The 20,056-nt window shown below is 36.5% G+C and carries 10 protein-coding genes and 1 riboswitch; of the genes, 3 read left to right on the top strand and 7 right to left on the bottom strand.

Annotated features, from left to right (window positions below; translation table 11 throughout):
* Positions 1 to 80: 80 nt before the first annotated feature.
* From NV377_RS15465 to NV377_RS15455, 3 genes are all read right to left on the bottom strand, one after another.
* Positions 81 to 5,246 (bottom strand): NPCBM/NEW2 domain-containing protein, encoded by a 5,166-nt coding sequence (locus NV377_RS15465; RefSeq protein WP_258201688.1) that lies wholly within the window; start codon positions 5,244 to 5,246, stop codon positions 81 to 83.
* Positions 5,247 to 5,403: 157 nt separating this feature from the next.
* A riboswitch (cyclic di-GMP riboswitch) is annotated at positions 5,404 to 5,491 on the bottom strand.
* 291 nt (positions 5,492 to 5,782) lie between these two features.
* Entirely contained in the window at positions 5,783 to 7,504 is a 1,722-nt protein-coding gene (locus tag NV377_RS15460) for a methyl-accepting chemotaxis protein (RefSeq protein WP_258201687.1), read from the bottom strand.
* Positions 7,505 to 7,808: 304 nt separating this feature from the next.
* A complete protein-coding gene (locus tag NV377_RS15455; RefSeq protein ID WP_308860141.1) occupies positions 7,809 to 9,953 on the bottom strand; it encodes a cellulase family glycosylhydrolase in 2,145 nt (714 codons plus the stop codon).
* Between the two features lie 347 nt (positions 9,954 to 10,300).
* On the opposite strand from NV377_RS15455, the gene NV377_RS15450 reads away from it, so the two are divergent.
* The 3 genes from NV377_RS15450 to NV377_RS15440 are packed head-to-tail and all read left to right on the top strand — an operon-like array spanning position 10,301 to position 14,041.
* Entirely contained in the window at positions 10,301 to 11,797 is a 1,497-nt protein-coding gene (locus NV377_RS15450) for a spore germination protein (RefSeq protein WP_258201686.1), read from the top strand.
* Between the two features lie 25 nt (positions 11,798 to 11,822).
* Positions 11,823 to 12,926 (top strand): GerAB/ArcD/ProY family transporter, encoded by a 1,104-nt coding sequence (locus tag NV377_RS15445; RefSeq protein WP_258201685.1) that lies wholly within the window; start codon positions 11,823 to 11,825, stop codon positions 12,924 to 12,926.
* Complete coding sequence (locus tag NV377_RS15440; protein WP_258201684.1) at positions 12,923 to 14,041, top strand: Ger(x)C family spore germination protein; 1,119 nt, start codon at positions 12,923 to 12,925, stop codon at positions 14,039 to 14,041. Before NV377_RS15445 ends, NV377_RS15440 begins: the two co-directional genes overlap by 4 nt.
* Positions 14,042 to 14,140: 99 nt before the next feature.
* Here the strand turns inward: NV377_RS15440 and NV377_RS15435 are convergent, their stop codons facing one another.
* The 4 genes from NV377_RS15435 to NV377_RS15420 form a co-directional block, all read right to left on the bottom strand.
* Positions 14,141 to 15,292, bottom strand: a complete 1,152-nt coding sequence (locus NV377_RS15435) for an MFS transporter (protein WP_258201683.1) — start codon at positions 15,290 to 15,292, stop codon at positions 14,141 to 14,143.
* A 376-nt stretch (positions 15,293 to 15,668) separates the two neighbouring features.
* Positions 15,669 to 16,877 (bottom strand): MFS transporter, encoded by a 1,209-nt coding sequence (locus tag NV377_RS15430; RefSeq protein WP_258201682.1) that lies wholly within the window; start codon positions 16,875 to 16,877, stop codon positions 15,669 to 15,671.
* A 21-nt stretch (positions 16,878 to 16,898) separates the two neighbouring features.
* Complete coding sequence (locus NV377_RS15425; RefSeq protein ID WP_258201681.1) at positions 16,899 to 17,933, bottom strand: ROK family protein; 1,035 nt, start codon at positions 17,931 to 17,933, stop codon at positions 16,899 to 16,901.
* A gap of 355 nt (positions 17,934 to 18,288) precedes the next feature.
* On the bottom strand, positions 18,289 to 19,839 hold the full coding sequence (locus NV377_RS15420; protein WP_258201680.1) for an SAM-dependent methyltransferase: 1,551 nt from the start codon (positions 19,837 to 19,839) through the stop codon (positions 18,289 to 18,291).
* Positions 19,840 to 20,056 lie beyond the last annotated feature (217 nt).

Below are 20,056 nucleotides of genomic sequence, written 5' to 3'. Positions count from 1 at the left end.
TCGTGAACATTAAAGAAGCAGCCCCTTATACTACGAGGGACTGCTTCTTTGCATATTTAGACTACCTAGCGAGAAACAAGTTATTTAACATCAATCATATAGATGATCAAAACAAGGTTACCTGCAACTTCATAATTCATTACAAATGTGTAAACTCCCTTGTCTTCATTGGAAAGATCAAATGTGAACTTATCTGGATTCGCTGCCCACTCATTAACATCAAAGATCGTTTCATTAAACGTTGCATTGTTGCGAACACCTGCTGAAGTAGGGATTACATAGTTTCCATCCATATCTTTAACTAAATTCGCTACTTCAACGATCGGTCCTTGTAAACTACTCATTTCAATGAATTGAGGATCTGCAATCAAGTTCTCCAATTTCGTTAAGCCTTGCAATGGTGAGAAGTCTGCTACTTCATTACCTGCAATATCAAGAGTCACAAGATTTTTGGCATACTGTAAACCATCAAGTGATCTAACTCTTCTAGAGTCACTTGTAAGTGACGTAAGGTTATACATATCTCCAAGAGTGATCTCACCAGTTATAGCTAAAGTTTTCTTTATCGCTTCATTTAAATGCTTGTCACTTATCGTAATGACCTGAGTTAAGTCTAATAGTGTTAATTCCTCTGTAGCTTTCTGCAAAGCTACTAATGCTGCGTCGATTTCAGCTTGAGTAGCATCTTCATTTGCTAGTACTTCTTCTGCTCTCATCAAGCTATTTTGTAATGCTGCAATGCTTTCAGAAGTATAACCATCTAGTGAGATAGCTTTTGTCGCTTCGATTGCCGTTACTAGATCGCTTGTATATAGTCGATCTCCGTTAGCAAAGTGGAATTTCGCATCCCCCCATACGGCATGGTCTGATCCATCACCATTTCCTCCGTCAGTTACGACTAACTTAAGCTCTTTAGCACCGCTAACATTTACTTCAAGTTGTTGCTCTGCGTCTTTTGAATTCATTAATCCACTATCAAATTTCTTCTCTCCATCTACATATACTTCAAAGGTAACTGAACCTACAGTATTATACATTTGTCGATCTACACCTACAAATGAAGTGAAGTAGTTAACATCTTTATCCGTTAGGTCATATACAATCGTAGAGGTTGAATGTGCACCAATACCTTTAGCATAAGTAACTTCCGCGTTGTTTTTATCCGTTAAACGTAATGCTTTACCACTTATTGCAATATCTTTCTTAGGCGCAGTATAGCTATTTTGTGTAGACTTCCAGTCATAATCAGATACATACTTAAAGTCTTCCATATTAACAACTGCGATAATTCTTGTTTTTGTAATCGTGTTACCATCTTTATCAGTAATAGTGTACGTGATAGGGTATTTTCCCGCACGATTGAAGTTTACTTCATCTTCACCAGTTACGACTACTTGAGAAGTGATGTTGCCATCTTCAGCATCGATAGCTGAGTACTCTGCGCTTACTGATATTGCTTGTCCTACTTTAGTAGAAGTGGACGTACCTATTGTAAGCTCAGGTATACTGTTCAAAATTAGAAACTTAGCATCTGCAAAGTTTCCGTGATCGGAAGCATTGCCGTTACCTGCGTTGTCTACAATTAGTGTTAATTGCTCCACACCTTTAACTGGTATTCTAACGAATTTGGCTTCTGTATTGTATTTCATCAACCCGCTATTATACACTTCTTGACCATCAGCGATAATTTTAAAGATTACACTGGAGTTATTTTGTGCTGGAATATTGCGGTCAACGCCAATGTACGTTTCAAAGTACTCGTAGTTCGTATCACCAACGTTATATACGATCTCAGAGTTGGCATGTGTTCCTATTCCTTTTGCGAACTCTTTGACTTCACCATTAACAAGTAATTTTAATGTGGCGTTAGTGCTTGATTTATCTCTTCTTACTTCATTATAGTCTGTTCTTGCAGAATCCCAATTCACATCAGTTGCGTATTGACTAGAGCTGTACACGACAACTGTTCTTGATTGCGAAACTGTATTTCCATCGCTGTCTGTAACTGTGTATTGTACTTTGTAGGTCCCTGTTTTATCTGAACTAAATCCGTTCAATTGCACATCAACTTTTTTGATTAAATTCCCATCTTCGACATCAAATGCTTCTACGCCACTTAAAATATCGAATTCATCATTTAACTTAACTACTGCCATATCTTCAGGTACAGTTAATGTTGGCATACTAGAATTGTTAGTGAATTTAGCATCTGCCCATACCGTATGATCATAAGTGTTACCATTGTTATTAGCATCTGTTGTAACTAGTTTAATTTCTTTCGCTCCTGTAACTGCTACTTTTACATATTCGTGTGCTGTACTTGCTAGGAATACATCACTATTGAATACCTTTTGTCCGTCTACATATATTTCAAATGTAGCTGAAGATGGCCTACCTTTCGCTGCTTGATCGATGCCAATATAACTTTCAAAGTAGTCATAACCTCTACCTTCAATATTGTAGACCACTTCAGAATTGGCATGTGCGCCAAGACCTTTAGTATATGTTACCGGAAGTCCTTGTCTAATAAGCGTAATGATGCCTCCATTAGCAGCTTTATCTTTCTGGAAAGAACCCGAACCAACTTTGGCTGATTGAGCATTTAGATCAGAAGCATACATATAATTACTCGTAACTGTAACGTTTGTCGTCTTCGTTTCTGTTGCCTGTTCACTCTTCACTTCATATACAACTTGGTAGTTCCCTTTACGTGCAACATTAACATTATTGGATTTTACAACAACTTCACTCGTAATATCATTGCCTTGATAGTTCATTGCCTTCACATAATTCATAGGATCAAACGGATGATTCATCTTCAATGTAACGGAATCTTCAACAGATAACGTTGGCATGAATGCCTTAACCGATACTGGATTAAGCGTATTCAGCTTCTTGTCATAGCCGATAATCGTATACGTGTAATTCACACTTGGATCTACATTCTGATCAACGAATTGATTCGTACCAGTGAATCCTACAAGCGTATTGTTTCTATAAATCTCATAACCTAAGAAATCTTCTTTAACGGATTTATCAATCGTAAAGTTTAATGTATTAGACTTTGCAGTAGCGTTAGCAGTAATACCGACTTTTATCGCTACATCTTTATTCTCTATTCCAGTTCCCTCATAATTAATTAACGTATCATTCAAATACCACAGTTTTTTCGGAGCAGGATATACAGCTGTCTTCTCTCTCGTCTCTGGATTAACTGTGAATCCATGTCTAGCAAAATAGCTACTTAAATCCAATCCAAGCACTTCTGAAGAAAACTCCACCAAATACTGTTGCTTAGAATTATCTCCGTTAGCAAGAGAAACTTTACGCTCGCGATACAATCTATTCAGCTCCGTCCAATATCCTGGATGAGCTAATTCTAACTGCCAATATGCTCCAAGTGCTGCAAAATAAGATTGATTGTTCATGACTACTTTATTTTCTTCGATAACGTATTTATAAATTGTATTTTCATACGGGATACGGTTATCTATGGCGATACTGTTATCTATGGAATTGGCATGAACAGACATCAACATAGATAGCATATTATTCGTTATTTCACCATATTCTCGTTCACCGACAGCCAAACGATGTCCAATCTCATGATTCAGTCCCCAGCCTGGTGATACTTTGTTAAAGTCAGCTAGCATCGTACCAACTGTTCCAATTTGGATCCCGGTATGGTCACCTGCTGCATACATCGCTCCATATGGTTGCATTAATCTAATATTTTCACGAATTAACTTCGGATCATGGAGCTCACTACTACCATCAAAACCATAGAAGTCAAACATTGTCTTCATCCAGACGTCATAGCCTGTGATTGTATCCATGGGATTATTACCTTGAGTTATAAACGTGTTATACGCTACTGTAGCTGTTCCAGTAAAGATAACATGATCACTTGCCATCTCTACTACATCAATTAATTGACGATCTTTAACATTAGGATTTGCCGCTTTATCTGCATCTAATCTTTGTTTATAGTCGATTAAGAAAGCTTTAAACTCTTCTGGATCTGTATCTTTAGTCATAAAAGGTATTTTTTCTAAGCCTTCAAAGCGAATAAGCGGAGCTTTTCCTTGTTCCTCTGTCGTATAGGGATTAACAATATATACCGTTCCACCTTGAGTTACGTCATGAGCATAATAACTATTTTTTGCAAATGTTGGTACCGTAATTGTATTTTTACCTGGATGTAATTGTATTGATGTTGCCCATACGTTCCAAGCAGCTTCTTGTTGAGTAAAGACAACGGAAGGTAACTTATCAGCAGACTCTACATCTACATAGATATTAACTGTTTCTCCTGGCATAGCTGCAAAGCCAGTCGGCTGGTTATTCGCACCAAAATTGACTCTCAGATTTTGCCCGGCATGCTTTCTCATATCTCCACGTTGCTCTGCAGTAATGATTGTACCTTCCAGATCAACTACACCGTTTACTAGCTTTTTGGCTAACTCTAGTTGATCTCTCAACAAAGAATATAACGGATGTGCTTTTGCAGCAGTCTCTAGTGCGTTAAGCTTGTCTACTTGATTGTACTCTGGAACTACTGCACTCATCGTTCCATCTGTAAAAATGCCGCTAACCACATCTCTAACTGTATCTTCCTTGTAGAAAGAAAATTCTGCAGCACTTGCCCAATCTTGATTTGCTTTCTTAAATACGAATTTAATACGTTTGAATTGTGTCGGTGCAAATTTAATTTCAACAATATTACCTGTTGATCCTTTATACTCACCTGAGGATATAAGTGTAAAATCATCGCCATTATCCGTAGATGAGCTATAGATTTCAAATTGCTGTGCAAAACCTTTTCCTGGAGCACCTAATTGTCTAGCAGCATAAACGATTCTATCTAATGTTGTAGCTGCATTAAGATTAAAAATAACTTCATTAGTAAATGTGGCGCTATTAGGCTTGTTTGTTTCCCAATGAGTAGCCATATCTCCATCAATAGCTTTTTGAATCTGTGAGTTCGGATAGTTCCCACCGTTATTAGTAATTGATCCAATGTTAGCATTATCCATTTTGTATACTGCATTGTAATCCACTAGAACGTCTTTTCCATAAAGATCAAATGGAGCTGTAGAAGCTTGGTTAACGTTATTTACGTTACTTTCTAATACCGTTCTTACCTCGTAATTACTTTGAACTTGATTAGCGAATGCTGGAGCGGCACCTACAGAAATATTAATTAAAAGCGCTGCAGATGTTGCAATTGCGATCATTTTGTTCATGTTTCTACCTCCCGATTAATAATTATGTATTGCCTCTTCACGAAAAAAAAGCTACCCAGAGAGTAGCTAAATTGTACTTAAAGTTAGACAATTAAGACGCCAAAATATATGACATCGTCTTTATTCAACTTTCAGAAACAAAAAGCATGTTATACTCTTTGGCAACTGGCTGACATAGTTATTGTATAACCTTAGTCCCTGTAGCTTTGCGTCCCTACATTTCTATAGGTTTGCCTATTAATAATACAAACAGTAACATAGCATCCACTCATATTACATGAACAAATGGAATCAAATAAAAAGTAGGTATAATAACCTTTGTTTTTATAATTTTTTATTGATTATCACGAGATGATCATTTTTTTCTATAACTTAACTCCTATAATTTAAGATTAACAGTTATTTTTTTGAATTAATTAATGAATCTTTTGAACTGTATTGTAAATAAAACAACACAGCATCCATACTTTGGGATGCTGTTTATAAGGTAAATACAATTTTTTTAGGTTATCTATTTACGTCTAATATACAATCGATTACACTTTGAATTTGTCTATTAATTTCTTCAAATCCTCTGCCATATGCCCTAAATTAGTAGCAGAAGTAGATACTTCTTCCATGGAAGCATTTTGTTCTTCCACATACGCCGCTACACTTTGCGTACTATAAGAAGATTGCTGTGATATTGTAGATACCTGTCCCATAATACTAACCATCTCTTGGGAATTTGCATTAACTTCTTGCACAATAGCAGCAACTTCTTGACTTTGTGATGAAATTTCGGATATAGCTGTTACAATTTCATTGAAAACGACGCCTGTCTGATTTACTTGCTCCATCCCTTGCCCAACAACCTTCGTTCCGAGATTCATCGATTGAACAGCTTTATAAGATTCTGCTTGAACTTGTCCGATTAATTCACTAACCTTATCTGCAGATTTTCCTGATTGATCAGCTAGTTTTCTTACCTCGTCTGCAACGACAGCGAACCCTTTTCCATGTTCACCTGCTCGAGCAGCTTCAATGGCTGCATTAAGTGCTAACAAGTTCGTCTGACTAGCAATTTGTGTGATAACTTCGACAACCTCATCAATTTCCTTAGATTTCTCTTCTAAAATGTGAATAACTTTAGCCGTTTCTTCAACCGTACGATTTACAAGACTCATTTGATCAATAGCCTTTGTTACTGTCTCCGTACCAAATTTCGCATTATCATTAACAGTTGCAGAGTAATCTGCCATGTTCTGAATTAATTGCGAGGCTTGGTCCATACCTCTAGAAATCTCCGAAACAGATTCATTAGCTAACGTTAAATTAGTTAATTGTTTCTCTGAACCTAATGCAATTTCTTGAATAGCAGTGCTTATCTGTTCAGATGCTTGACTCGTTTGTTCCGTGCTTGCCATTAACTGTTCGGACGATGCCGCTACATGATGCGAAGTATCTTTTACTTGGGTTAAAATCGTATTAAGGTCTTTCGTTACTTTATTAACCGACTTCATTAATACGCCCGTTTCGTCGTTACTCTTGACTTCGACTTCCTTTTGAGCGAAATCTCCATTAGCTATAATTTGTAACGAGTTAGCTGATGCTGTAATACGATTGATGATCGGACGAGTAAGTAAGAAATACAGTAACATTGCTATAGCTAGAATAATTAGGGCTTCAACAATACCATCCTGAACTATCTCCTTAGTAATAATATTAATACGTTCATTCGCATCTGGAGCACCAACATACCATATACCGATAACTGATCCTCCGTCATCTTTAATCGGCATATAGGCTGCTTGATAAGTATGACCTACCACATTGGCCTGATCTAAGTACATTTCTCCTTCTTTCAGCACTTTTGCGGCCACATCATCTGACACCTGAGTTCCCACGGCGCGCTCGCCATCCACCATAACATTTGTAGTAACACGTATATCTCCAAGGAAGATAGTAGCAGTATCGCCGTTGGTTAACTCTCCAATGGTATCTACTATGCTATGGTTATCATTAATAAGCGTTTCGCCTTTATATAATTTCCCTTCTTCTACATGCCAAGATCCTGGGTATTGAAGATCAATTATCGTGTAGCCTGTCAACAAATCGGACTGTGCTTTCTCAAGCGCTTCTCCTTGAATCGTCTCTTTCATTCTAACCGACTCCTGATAACCCATTACAGCAAAAGATGCGATCAAAATTATTGTGGAAAGAGCAAAAAGCTTAGTCCGGATCGAAACTGAAGAAAATTTTTCGAGTAAGTGTTTCATTGAAATTCTCCTTTAAATTAGAAAATATTGCATACAAAAGTTATATATGGAGTAAATCATAAGTATACAATAAACTCTATAGCTTTGCGACAGAACCGTTTGCTATAAATAACGACCATATCTAGAGAATTTTTATGTGAAACAGAAGGTAGAATGAGTACTTCAAAAAACAACACCCCATAAAAAACGGCGATCACTCCTCGAAAGAAAATCGAGAAGAAATCACCGCTTTGTCATACTTTATTACGCTATAATTTTCGTTGGAGAACTACTAGGTGAATTTTCACCTTTAGTTATACCTATATTAGTTCTCGTCAGAATTTTGAATAAGTAGTCTGTACATCATCGTTGTAGCTTCTACTCTAGTTGCTAAGCTACTAGGATCATAGAATCCATTAGCCTTACCAAGAATAATACCAGATTGCTGTAGCTTACCAACCGCAGTTATCGCATACTTGCTAATAGAATCTTGATCCTTAAAAGTAACTGCAGTTGCAGTTCCTTCTTTAATCTCCAATAATGTCATAACGCGATGCAAAATAACAGCTGTATCTTCACGGGTAATAAGATCGTTAACCCCGAATTTGTTATTTCCATTACCATTAATAATTTGAACTTTTTCCGCACTTGCTACTGCATTAGCATACGTTGCATCCTTCTCCACATCTGTAAATGAACTTACAGCCGTTTCATCAAGAAGATCGAATGTATTCATTAAAATCTGAATGAATTCTGCGCGTGTCATATTGCTGCCAGCAGCTGCAGTTTCCTCTGCATAACCTACAATATTATCACCATGTTTTGTAACCATATAAGTAAGAACTTCACCACTCCAGAAATGAAGTGTTAATTTTACTGTGCCATCATTAACTTCTTTGAAGAAATTCTCTTTAAGAATAATTTTGTTTGCATCATAGTTAGGTGCAAACGTATAGGCAAACTCTTTGAATGAAGTCCAGTTTTGTGGACCTGCAAAACTACCATCCGCATTAACAGCTTCCATCGTAGCAAGATTATCACCATTGAATGTCGTTGGAATTGTAAAGTTATTCGCTGTACCTACAGTACTTTGAACAACTGGCTTATTGTATGTAATAACATCAAAGTTCCAGCTCTTACCTTTATCAAAATTAGCAACTAGTGTAGCATTAACTCCTAGTTTTCTAGATGATGTTACACTTTTAAGTAGGCTTGCTTTCACCGTTAATACATCACCGACTAAATCATAATCCTGACCAGTAACCAATTTTGCCCCTGCTAATTCAAGTGAAACTAATTTATTTCCATTTGCATTAATTGTTTTGTTTACATCCTTCATTGCTTCACCTAGCTCAACATAGATGAAATTAGAATCCGCCGTTGCAGAACGAGTCGTCCAGCTAGCTTTCATCATCTCGTAAAGTTCCGTGTTCGACCATTTGAATGTTTCGCGACCAAAATGTTGTCCGTTATCCCACAACATGTGCGTTAAACCTTTATCGTTAGCATAGTGTATCATAAATTCGAAGAATTTAAGCTTTTCTCCTTGTTGGATCGTATTCAAGTCAGTATCAAAACCCAGTAATCCAAATTCACCAATAACAACAGGTATACCGTTTTTAGTGAACTTATCATGAACACGATCGAAAGTAGCAATAATATCGTTTTTTGTTTCTTCATTAAATGTAGTGAAGCCAGCAATGTTCACACTAAACGGCCAGAAGCCATAGTAATGAACAGTAGAAATAATATTAGGGTCATCTAATTTATCGATAAAGTTGTAAAGCGCATCCAACTTATGTTGTTCAGAACCCGTATCTAACGTAGGTAGAACGATCGGACGAATGTCATTTTTCCCACCTGATTTTCTCACGATATCGTAGAAGGATGAATTCAGTTCATCAAGATACCCTTGTTTTTCTTCGTCAGTTCCCCAAAAACGTGGTTCGTTAATACTTTCGAACATGAGCTTAGTAGACTGATTTTTATAATGAATAGCAAGTTGAGTCCAAATAGCACTGTAACGTGCAAGAGATGCATCATGATTTTCCTGCATTCCTGATTCTAGCCAAATCCATGAATCATGATGAATGTTGATCATAACGTACAGATTCTCTTCAAGTGACCACTGGATAACTTGATCTAATCGACTTAGGAACTGTGAATCTATTGTATAGCTAGGACCTTCTTCCATTCTTTGATCGAATGTAACTGGAATCCTAATGCTTTTGTATCCTTGATCAGCTATTTGTTCAATAAACTCTTTCGTAACTGTAGGATTACCCCACGCTGTTTCATCTTTACCAACGGCATCAAAAGTATTTCCTAAGTTCCATCCAGGTTGCATATCTTCTGCATATTTTTGTATATCAATCTTTTCCTCCGTATTTTCAGCAGCGAAACTAACGGTAGGTAACATAAAGGCAAGTAACAAAATAGTAGCAACTAATAATTTCTTAAAATGTTTCACATTAAAACCTCCCCTAATTTGGCTAGTCCAACATAAAATTTTTGTTAGCGATTGTAAAAAGTTAGTTTTCCTCCTAAACATTTTACCGTTGACAGCGCTTCCAAATGAATATATCACAGGAATTATTTAGGTTAATACCTCTATAATTGGTCTTAAATTCATGTAATTATTAGTGATTCACTGTAGTTAGAGTTACGGTAACTATTCCTCAGCTTATTTTCGACTTGGAATGACATACTTAACCAACGATTACCATTTATAGGGTTATATTACGTATAATTTCTATCAAAAATAAGCATGTTATTAATATACAAATTTTACATACTAATTCACCAGGATGTGTTCAGATGAGATTTCACTACTCTAACTTACCTCTCACTAATAGTGATCATAATGAAATAGCACAAAATTCTGAACCTGTAGTGACAACTGTTTTCCGTTCTATAACAGACAATGTTAATTATCTTGAAGCTAAATTTCTTTACACACAGGATCTCAAAAATCGCCGATTTGTGTTTAATCACAAAGATTGTATTGCATTTTATTTCGAAACACTTGTTGATCAAGACAAGCTACAACAAAACTTTTTTTTACAGCTTTCAGAATTTACTAGCAAATTTAATGAAGCCAATTACCCTTTCAGAAACCTGCCAAATACAACAAGCTTTGATGATGTAACTGAAAAATTGCTTGGGGGTTTTTCGGCTATCTATATCGATGGAGAGCAACGTGTATTTTTCATTGAAACAGCTGCAAATTTCGCTAGAACTACGAGTGAACCTGAGAATGAAAGAGTCGTTAGAGGATCACATCAAGGATTTATAGAAAATCTAACAATCAATTTAAATCTGCTTCGACATAGAATTGTTGATAAAAGCTTGTATGTTCAATATATAACACTCGGTGATAAAACAAATACAAAGGTTGCTTTAGCTTATATAAAGGGTCTGGCTGATGAAAAAATTGTAGAAACAGCGATCGCAAGATTAGAAAGCATTTCTACGGATATGGTGTTCAGCACAGAATTTTTGGAAGAATACATAGAGGATTCGACCGCATCTCCGTTTCCGCAAATGTTAAATACAGAGCGTCCCGATCGAGTCGAGGCTAACCTGATGGAAGGCAAAATTGCTATTTTTGCTGATGGATCTCCTACCGCCTTATTAATCCCTTCCAATTTCTTTGCATTTTATCAATCGCCTGATGATTATAATAGTCGAGTCTATGTCGGAACTTTCATTCGTGTCATTCGACTATTTAGCTTTGTAGTTGCCGTAACGTTACCGGCTATTTATATTGCGGTAATCGGATTTCATTACGGAGTGATGCCGCAACAACTCGCTATTACTGTTAAGGGTTCAATTGACAATATTCCTTATCCTCCATTGGTTGAAGCTTTTATTATGGAATTGACGATCGAATTAATTAGAGAAGCCGGAATTCGACTTCCTTCGTCTATCGGAACAACGATCAGTATAGTCGGAGGTCTCGTTATTGGTGATGCCATTGTAAAAGCAGGTCTAGTATCCAATACGATGATTGTCGTCGTCGCAATGACTGCTATTGCGTGTTATGTTGTGCCATCAAGCGAGATGAGTTCAGCCGTACGATTGTTAAGATTCCCCATGATGTTTGCAGCATCCCTTTTAGGATTTGTTGGCATTGTATTTGGGTTAATGGCGTTGTTAATCCATCTTTGTACATTGGAATCATTTGGTTCTCCTTATTTTGCACCAATTGCACCTTTTCGCTGGAATAGCTTAAAGGATGCCATACTTAGAATGCCGATATTTTGGAACAAAAATAGACATATCAATCGTTACTCCAAAAAAATGAAGAAATAATCCGCATCAAGGGAGCTATATCCGAATGATAAAAGCTGAAAACAAAATTTCTCAATTTCAACTTTTTTTTATAATCCTTCAAACTCAAATAGGCATTGGAGTAATCTCCTTACCTTATGATGTGTATAGAATTTCAAGTAATGATGCTTGGATTTCAGTATTTATTGCTGGCCTATTTATACAGATCGGAATTATTGTCATTTGGTTATTATGTCGTCAATACCCACAACAAACCATCTTTGAGTTGATGGGCAACATTGTAGGAAAATATATAGCCTATATCTTGAAAATCGGCTATTTTACCTACTTTTTTTTATCAGCAATATTAATTGCCTTCCAGTTTGGAGAGAAGGTTAATATATGGATACTTCCACTTACTCCTATTTGGGTTATAATAGTTCTCCTTATCTTAATAAGTGTATATTGCGTAAAGGAAAACTTGAAGGTGATGGCTCGTTTTTTTGTCGTAGTCTCACTATTGTTAGTTGTGCTACTAGCATTCACACTATTCGTCCTAAAGGATATTAACTTTTTGTATATTTTACCAATAGGAGAAAGTGGCTTTTCTAATATGGTAAAAGGTTCGACAAAGGCTACTTTCGCATTCCAAGGATTTGAACTGATGTTAGTTGTAATGCCCTATTGCCTTGGAAAGGGTATAGGAAAATTAAAGGTTGCCCTAACCGCTAACGGATTTGTTACTATTTTTTATACATACCTTACATTTATAACGATCACTTATTTTGGAACTGCGGCGCTAAAGTTTATACCTGAGCCTATACTGTATATTATGAAATTCAAATATTTCAATATTATTGATAGAGTAGATCTAGTGTTTTTCTCGATCTGGGTAGTGTCTGTTGCTACTTCATTTATGATGTATCTTTATTTATCTTCTATCGGTATTACACATATGTTCCGCAAAACGGATCGAACAAACTTCGTATATTTCTCCGGAGCTGCGATGTTAATCATCGTACTATCAATACCCGTTAACAATAAGGTTATTCAAGCATTGGAGAATTTCACTAATATCTACGGTATTCTATTCCTCTTTATAGTGCCTCTCACCCTTTTAGTTGTGTCAGTAATTCGCAATAAAAAAGAAAAGGAGGATGTACCTTTATGAATACGACTAGAAAACTCCTGCTCGTATGCTTTAGTATCATGTTGTTAACTGGTTGCTGGGATCAAAATTTACTTAAAGACGCAAAACTAGTTATGACTTCTGGATTTGATTTAACTAAGGAAGGCAAGTTATTAGGCACAATTGTCATTCCAATATTTACTTCCAGCGAAGGAGGGGCAAAAGTAGCTGAGAGTCAAATCGTAACTGGAGAAGGCGATACGACTATGGACATCGAGAAACAACTTGACCTTAAAATTTCAGGTCAATTCGATGCTTCAAAAATGATTGTCCTCCTGTTCGGAGAAGACTATGCGAAGCAAGATATCAAGCAGGGACTCGATGTATTTTATCGAGATCCAAGACGTTCTCTAGTTGCTAATGCTGCTGTTGTAAAAGGGCGTGCTGTTGATCTACTCCATCTAAAGCTTAATGAAAAAGGCAGTATGAGCGGATATCTTAATGATCTATTTGAAAGTGCCCAAGCTGACAGCGTTATACCACGGCAAACTAGACCGATGTACTCCGATTTTTACGATCCGGCAACTGATATTATATTACCTCTTTTAGAAGCACAGGAAAGAGAAGCACAATTCATTGGGTTGGCTTTGTTCAACGATTCTAAGTATACTGGCAAGTATTTAGATATTAATGAATCAACAATCTATATGTTATTAGCCGATGAACGAAGCAAACACGCAGAAATTAAAATTCAGGTTCATAATAACGAAGTTCCAAAAAGTAATAACTACATATACATTAATGTATTAAAAGCTGATCGTAAATTAACAGTAAAAGGGCAAGATCCAGACAATATTTCTGCCAACATTCAGTTAGATTTGAAAATCGAAATACTCGAAGATCCAAAAAATAATTTAGACTCATTCAAAAAAATTAATGACTTAGAAAAGGAGACAACTGAAAAGTTAACCGAGGAAGCAAATAAAGTGATTAAGAAACTTCAAGAAGCAAATTCAGATAGTCTCTCGATCGGAAGACGATTAATTGCATTCCACAATAATACTTGGAAAAAAATTGATTGGGCTGAAAAGTATCCGACTATTGAGTTTGAGGCGAAAGTAAATGTGCACGTAATTAAACATGGGATTTTCAATTAATGCTTTCACTTTAATTTATCTATGGCTGCTAATTGAAATAAGGCTGCTACTGGGCAGCCTTCCTGTTATTGAGCTTTATCTATTCCTCACAAATTAATCTTATAGCGATTGTTTACTGGACACAAACGAGAAAGTGGAACAGACTAACGCAAGTAATATGAATGTCCCGCCAATCCAGCCTAAATTCTGTACAGATGAGTATTGAATTACAACTCCACCTAAAGCTGCTCCTAATGTCATACCTATATTCATTAGCGTAGTGTTAAAACTTATGACAATATCTGAAGATTGTGGTTTTAATGAGATCAAATAATATTGATTAGCAGGAGTCGTCGTCCATGCTGCTACACCCCAAACCATAATAGTAAGAAAAGCACCTAGCGTGGATGTTGCTGTTATCGTTATAACGAATAAAGCTGTTGAATGAATAATTAAACTAATAGAAATCGTTCGAACAGGCCCCCATTTATCAACTGCATATCCTCCAATACGCGAGCCAACAAAAGCAGATAAACCAAGCACTAAAAGTGCAGTACTTATCATTTCTATAGAAAGACCAGCTAAGTTGCTTAGAAGAGGAGCACTATAGGCAAAGACCATTGTATATCCAAGCATCCAAAATATAGTCATTAATAAACCACTAATTATTTTCTTATCTTTCATTAAAAGTAATTGTTGCTTCAATGAGATCTGTTTTTTACCCTTTAATTCAGAAATGAATTTATTAAGTAGTATAAGATTGATAAGTGTAACGGCAGCAATAATAAGATAGATATAGCGCCAATCCAAATATGCAGCAATTAGTGTTCCGATTGGCACACCTAGTGCCAAAGAAATTGTAAATCCAGTTATAACTGTTGCGATAGCACCGCCACGCTTTGCAGGTAGCGCAAGTTGAGCAGCGTAACTAATTGCGACAACAAAAAATAATCCACCGCTCATTGCTAGTACAATACGGGATAGCATAAGCATACTAAAATTAAAACTGAAAAACGCTATAATATTTCCAAAAATAAACACAAGCATAGAATATAATAAAACTTTTTTTCTATCAAACTGTGCAGTTAGCATAACTAGTACAAGTGCCCCAAATGCATGTGATAAGGCATATACAGTTACTAATTGGCCAGCCAACGAAATCGAAACATTTAAATCACGAGAAATAATCTCTAAAACTCCTGAAACAATAAATTCTGCTGTACCTACGACAAAGGCACCTAATGCTAATAAATATATGGCAACACGATTCATAAATACTTCTCCAGTCTGATATGTAATTAGTAAATATTTTTGTGGTTAATTTCGTCATCCGAAATCTTCCTCTTTCAAATCCATGTTCACGCTCATAGCAAAATCTCCAATTATATACTTCCCCTTCCTTAAAAGATATTAAAGATTTATAATATCTTTAATTGGATTGAAAAATGCTACTTAACTCATAACTATATTCTTCTTTTCAACATAAAGTGCTTCTGGTTATGCATTTGCCTTAGAACGAAGTACGTCCATTCCAATCACAGACTTACCGTGTCTATAATATCCCTAATAGAATAATGTGTCAAGCTCTCATATTACAATAAACGAAGAAAAGCCACTTAAAGTGGCTTTTCTAACATATATAATTACTCTATCTTACACTTACACGCAGCTTTGCTATGAAACGATTTAACTGCTCCGTACACAATAACATGGCGATCGCAAATATTGTAATAAATATAGGGAAAATTCCAATCGTTATATTGGTTGCCAACAATCCTAGCATCGGAGGAACTAATGTACTACCTGTATAGGCAGCGGCCATTTGGAAACCCATGATTGACTGAGCGTTCTTCTTCCCAAAGCGTGCAGGTGTCTCATGCAACATACACGGAAATATTGGTGCTAATCCTAATCCTACAATCATAAATCCAATCAATGAAATGATGGATGGTAACGGTAATACAAGTAATATTGCACCTACTAAAGCAATCAACTGACCGTATCTAATTAACATTCGGCTGCTCATTGCAAATGTAATAAATCCAGTAATCATTCTCCCTACTGTAATGCCTATATAAAACCAAGATACCCATTGTGCCGCCGTTGCAGCCGGTAAATTTTTCATGTTAACTAGAAAGCTACTTCCCCACAACCCCATACTTGCTTCAATCCCACAGTAAAATATAAAGGTTAGCATTGCTAGTTTAACGCCTTTTATTTGCCATGGTTTTCTCGTCTCAGCATGTTGTTCTAGCTCTAGTTCAGTTTCTTCTGAATGAGCCTCTACTTTCGTTGCCATACTTCTTTTGGCTACTTTATCCCACAGTGGCAAAGAAACGAAAAGTATAACAACAAGAATGAATTGAATACAAGCAACGGTGAAATAACCTTGTCTCCAAACTTTATCTCCAGCAATAAACGAAGCCATAATAATTGGACCTAGTGTCGCACCTACACCCCAAAAACAATGCAGCCAACTCATATGATGCGCCTTGTAGTGAAGAGCTACATAATTATTAAGACCAGCATCTACAGCACCCGCACCTATACCTAGTGGAATCGCACAAATGATGAGCCAAATGAGTGAAGGTGACCATGAAAACCCTAGTAATGCCACTGCTGTTAACAGACAGCTCACTAATGTCACTTTCCCTGTACCAAACCGTTTAATAACGATACCACTTAATAAACTCGATACGATCGTACTACCTGCAATAACCATAGAAATAATGCCCGCAGTGCCTAATGACGCATGTAGATCTCCTCGCATGACAGGCCATGCAGATCCTAGTAATGAATCAGGCAAACCTAAACTAATGAAAGCTAAATAAATAATAATAAGAAAAAACGTTGCCATTGGTATCTGTGCTCCCCTGTGTTAGTCTTCTATTTGTTGCGACATCAATACACTTAATCCTAAACTCTGTAATCCACTCAAATAATCATCTTTCAAGCTACTTGCAGCTAATAGTGGAAGATGTTCTTTCGGTACGTATGTCGAACTTCGCTCAGTAATTTGTTGAAGCATAGTAGTGTCTATTTCCTCTTCACAAACAATAAAATAATGTGGATTTAAGATCGATGTGACTGATCCTACTAATCGACTAATCGCATCAACTCGCTTATCTAAATGTTTGTTGTTTGTCGATTCATCATCTTCACTTGTTAATGCTTCTAAGAAGTTACGATCATTATATTGTGGAATAAATTGAACTTCTCCTGAGAAGAACGTTTTACCACGTACAATATGACCATTAACAACGATACCTGCACCCGGTCCATTTTGTCCAAGATACAAATAAAATAAGGATACGTCTTCACTCATTTTTCTTTGTGCCATATAACCGATGACTGCAGCATTCATATCATTTTCAATGACAGTAGCAATTGATAATTGCTCCTCTACTAACTGTTTTAAATCAACATTTTGATAATTTTCATACCCTTGAATATAAAATACTTTTCCATTTTCGACTGCACCTGGAACACCAATTGACACCGTATAAATGGTAGGATATAGATCTTTTTTACTCTTAATAAACGTGATCAGATGTGATAGCTCTTTGAGGAGAATACTATCTGTACTACCTTGATCAATAACATTGCCTAAGCAATTAAAAACTTTATAATTCGTTTCACTTTTCTCCAAAATAATAGCTAAACCTAGCATATAATTCGGATTATATGTGTATCGCTTTGCTCTTCTTCCCCCACTGGATGAATCAAGTCCAACAGATACTACTTCACCCGTACTTTCCATTAAAGCGAGAAATTTGCTTATCGTCGGAAAACTTATGTTTAGCTTGTGACTTAATTCAATCTTCGTAGCATTTCCTTGTGCTAACAATGCAGTTCGAATAGCACCTATAATGGCTAATTTCGTATGTTGCGAAGTAAGTCGTTGATCGCTCACTGTACTCCCCACCTATTATCATAGTGACTTATTAAACGCGTTTAATAAGTCACTATGATAATAACAGCAATCTGTCATGCTGACAAGTGAATAATTGACTGGCATGAATATATTTTAGTAAAGCGCGCTCATACTCATATTTTCAATCGAATCGGCACCCTTTGTTGAAATTTGCGGGCTTGTTATTGATAGCGAGCATCGTGGAGAAGCTATTGGTAAACAACTAGATAAAGAACTCTAATAGATGAAAAAAACGGCTCAGCACATTTCATGCCAAAAGAGCCGTTTTCATTACGCTACAAAAGATACTCGGTTCAATTCCAATGCATTGACCCTCATCTACTACAATTGAACTTTACTCAAAACTATGAATGATCGCCATTGCGTCTTCATTATCAGGCTCAAGTTCCAATAATTTTTTCGTGTATTCTAATCCCTCTTCAGCTAATTCCATTTCGAAGCAACAAACAGCTAGACCGTAATAAACGGTTGAGACAATTTCATCTTCATCTGAATTAATCGATATCTCCAAGAAATATTTCGATTGTTCGTACATGTCCATCTCAAATAGTATTAATCCAGCATCGAGTGCTAAGTCATACTTTTGTTCCATCACATAGTACGAAGACCACATGATTTGTATCCCACTTGCAAGATCAGCTAATTCTTCATCGTTGGCATCTGGCAATAAACTAGAAATCTGCCTAGCACTTTGTATGAAAAATTCCGCATCGTATCCGCCCAAACGCCAAAAGCTTAATATCTGCTGTATACCCATCGTATCAATTCGACGATCTACCCATTCTTTCAAACTGAAGAATTCTTCTGGACCAAATCGTTCAACAAATCTGTGATACGCTAATCTTGTATTCGTATAACTTTTTGGCATGTCCACATTCAAGAAACAACCAACATTCAAATTTTTATAGTGATGCGGTGGAAATAACACCATCGCTCCGCTTTCTTCGTAGGCTTGTACAAAGGCATGATAGTTAGCTGTAAATGAAAATGCTCCATGAAGAACCAACTCTGGCGGTTCGGCAAATTTAAAGCTATCTAATAGGTTATCTCCTTTGTCAGCTGTAATTAATACAAAACCTGACTGAGTTAATTGGTTCAGACGTTCTAAACACTTCAAGCCAGATGACGGCCATAGAATATGTGAATCTTCTAATTGCTCCTGATATGTGGCAATGACATTGCGATAAGCAAAGTCTTCTTGTTCATACTCTGGTGCAAGACGATACTCATATCGTAAAGATAATTGATCTAATACTTCTGATGGTTTAAGTGAATCCGCCTGCTCTGGATAATCAACAAACACATCTGCTTCATATATATGACCGTCGCCAACATATAGAAGCTCTTGTGGAATACCATCAAAGAAGTAATTGGCAACAATAATTAATGGCTGCTGCAGTTCTCCTGCACCAATCGTAATATTCGATGCTACTAGATTCAGCTCTGTATCATTAACAGCATCAAATTTTGCAAAGTCAACAATACCTTCTGCAATGAAATCTTGCAGAGCAGGATGTTCCTTCCATGCTATAACGTTATTCATCGCCAAATCCGTCATAACATAGCGGAATGGCGGTAGTGTTATCGACGCAAAGTCTCTCAACTTACATAGCTCTACTAGCACATGATACGCAAGTCGACCAGCACCTGCACCTAACTCTACAATTACAACAGGCTCAGTATTGTTGCCCTTGTTCGCCTGATCTTGAAGTAAACCAAAGATCATTTCTGCATAGGCAGTTGCAATCATTGGGTTACTCGTTATATATTGAGGAACTTGGTCATTGTTCCATGCCTTAAGTCCTTCTTCTTCATAGTAACTGCGGTTAAGATTCCATATTGGTGCTTCGCTAAAGCGGTAACGCTGCTGCTGATTATCTGTCATTCCATTATATCCTGCTCTCTACCAGTTATTTATTACATGAATGATACATTCATCTACATTACTACAATCATAACCTTTTTTACACTCCAGCACTAATTGGATTATGAAATTTAAGTTATAATATCTATTTTTATTACTCAATACAATTACTTTTGACAATAGTAAAAAAGGATATACCCCTTTGATAAATCAAAGAAATGTATCCTAATTCGGCTAT

The organism is Paenibacillus endoradicis, assembly GCF_024721975.1.
The sequence above is the reverse complement of the archived record's forward strand: the minus strand, read 5'-3'. Positions and strand labels throughout refer to the sequence as shown.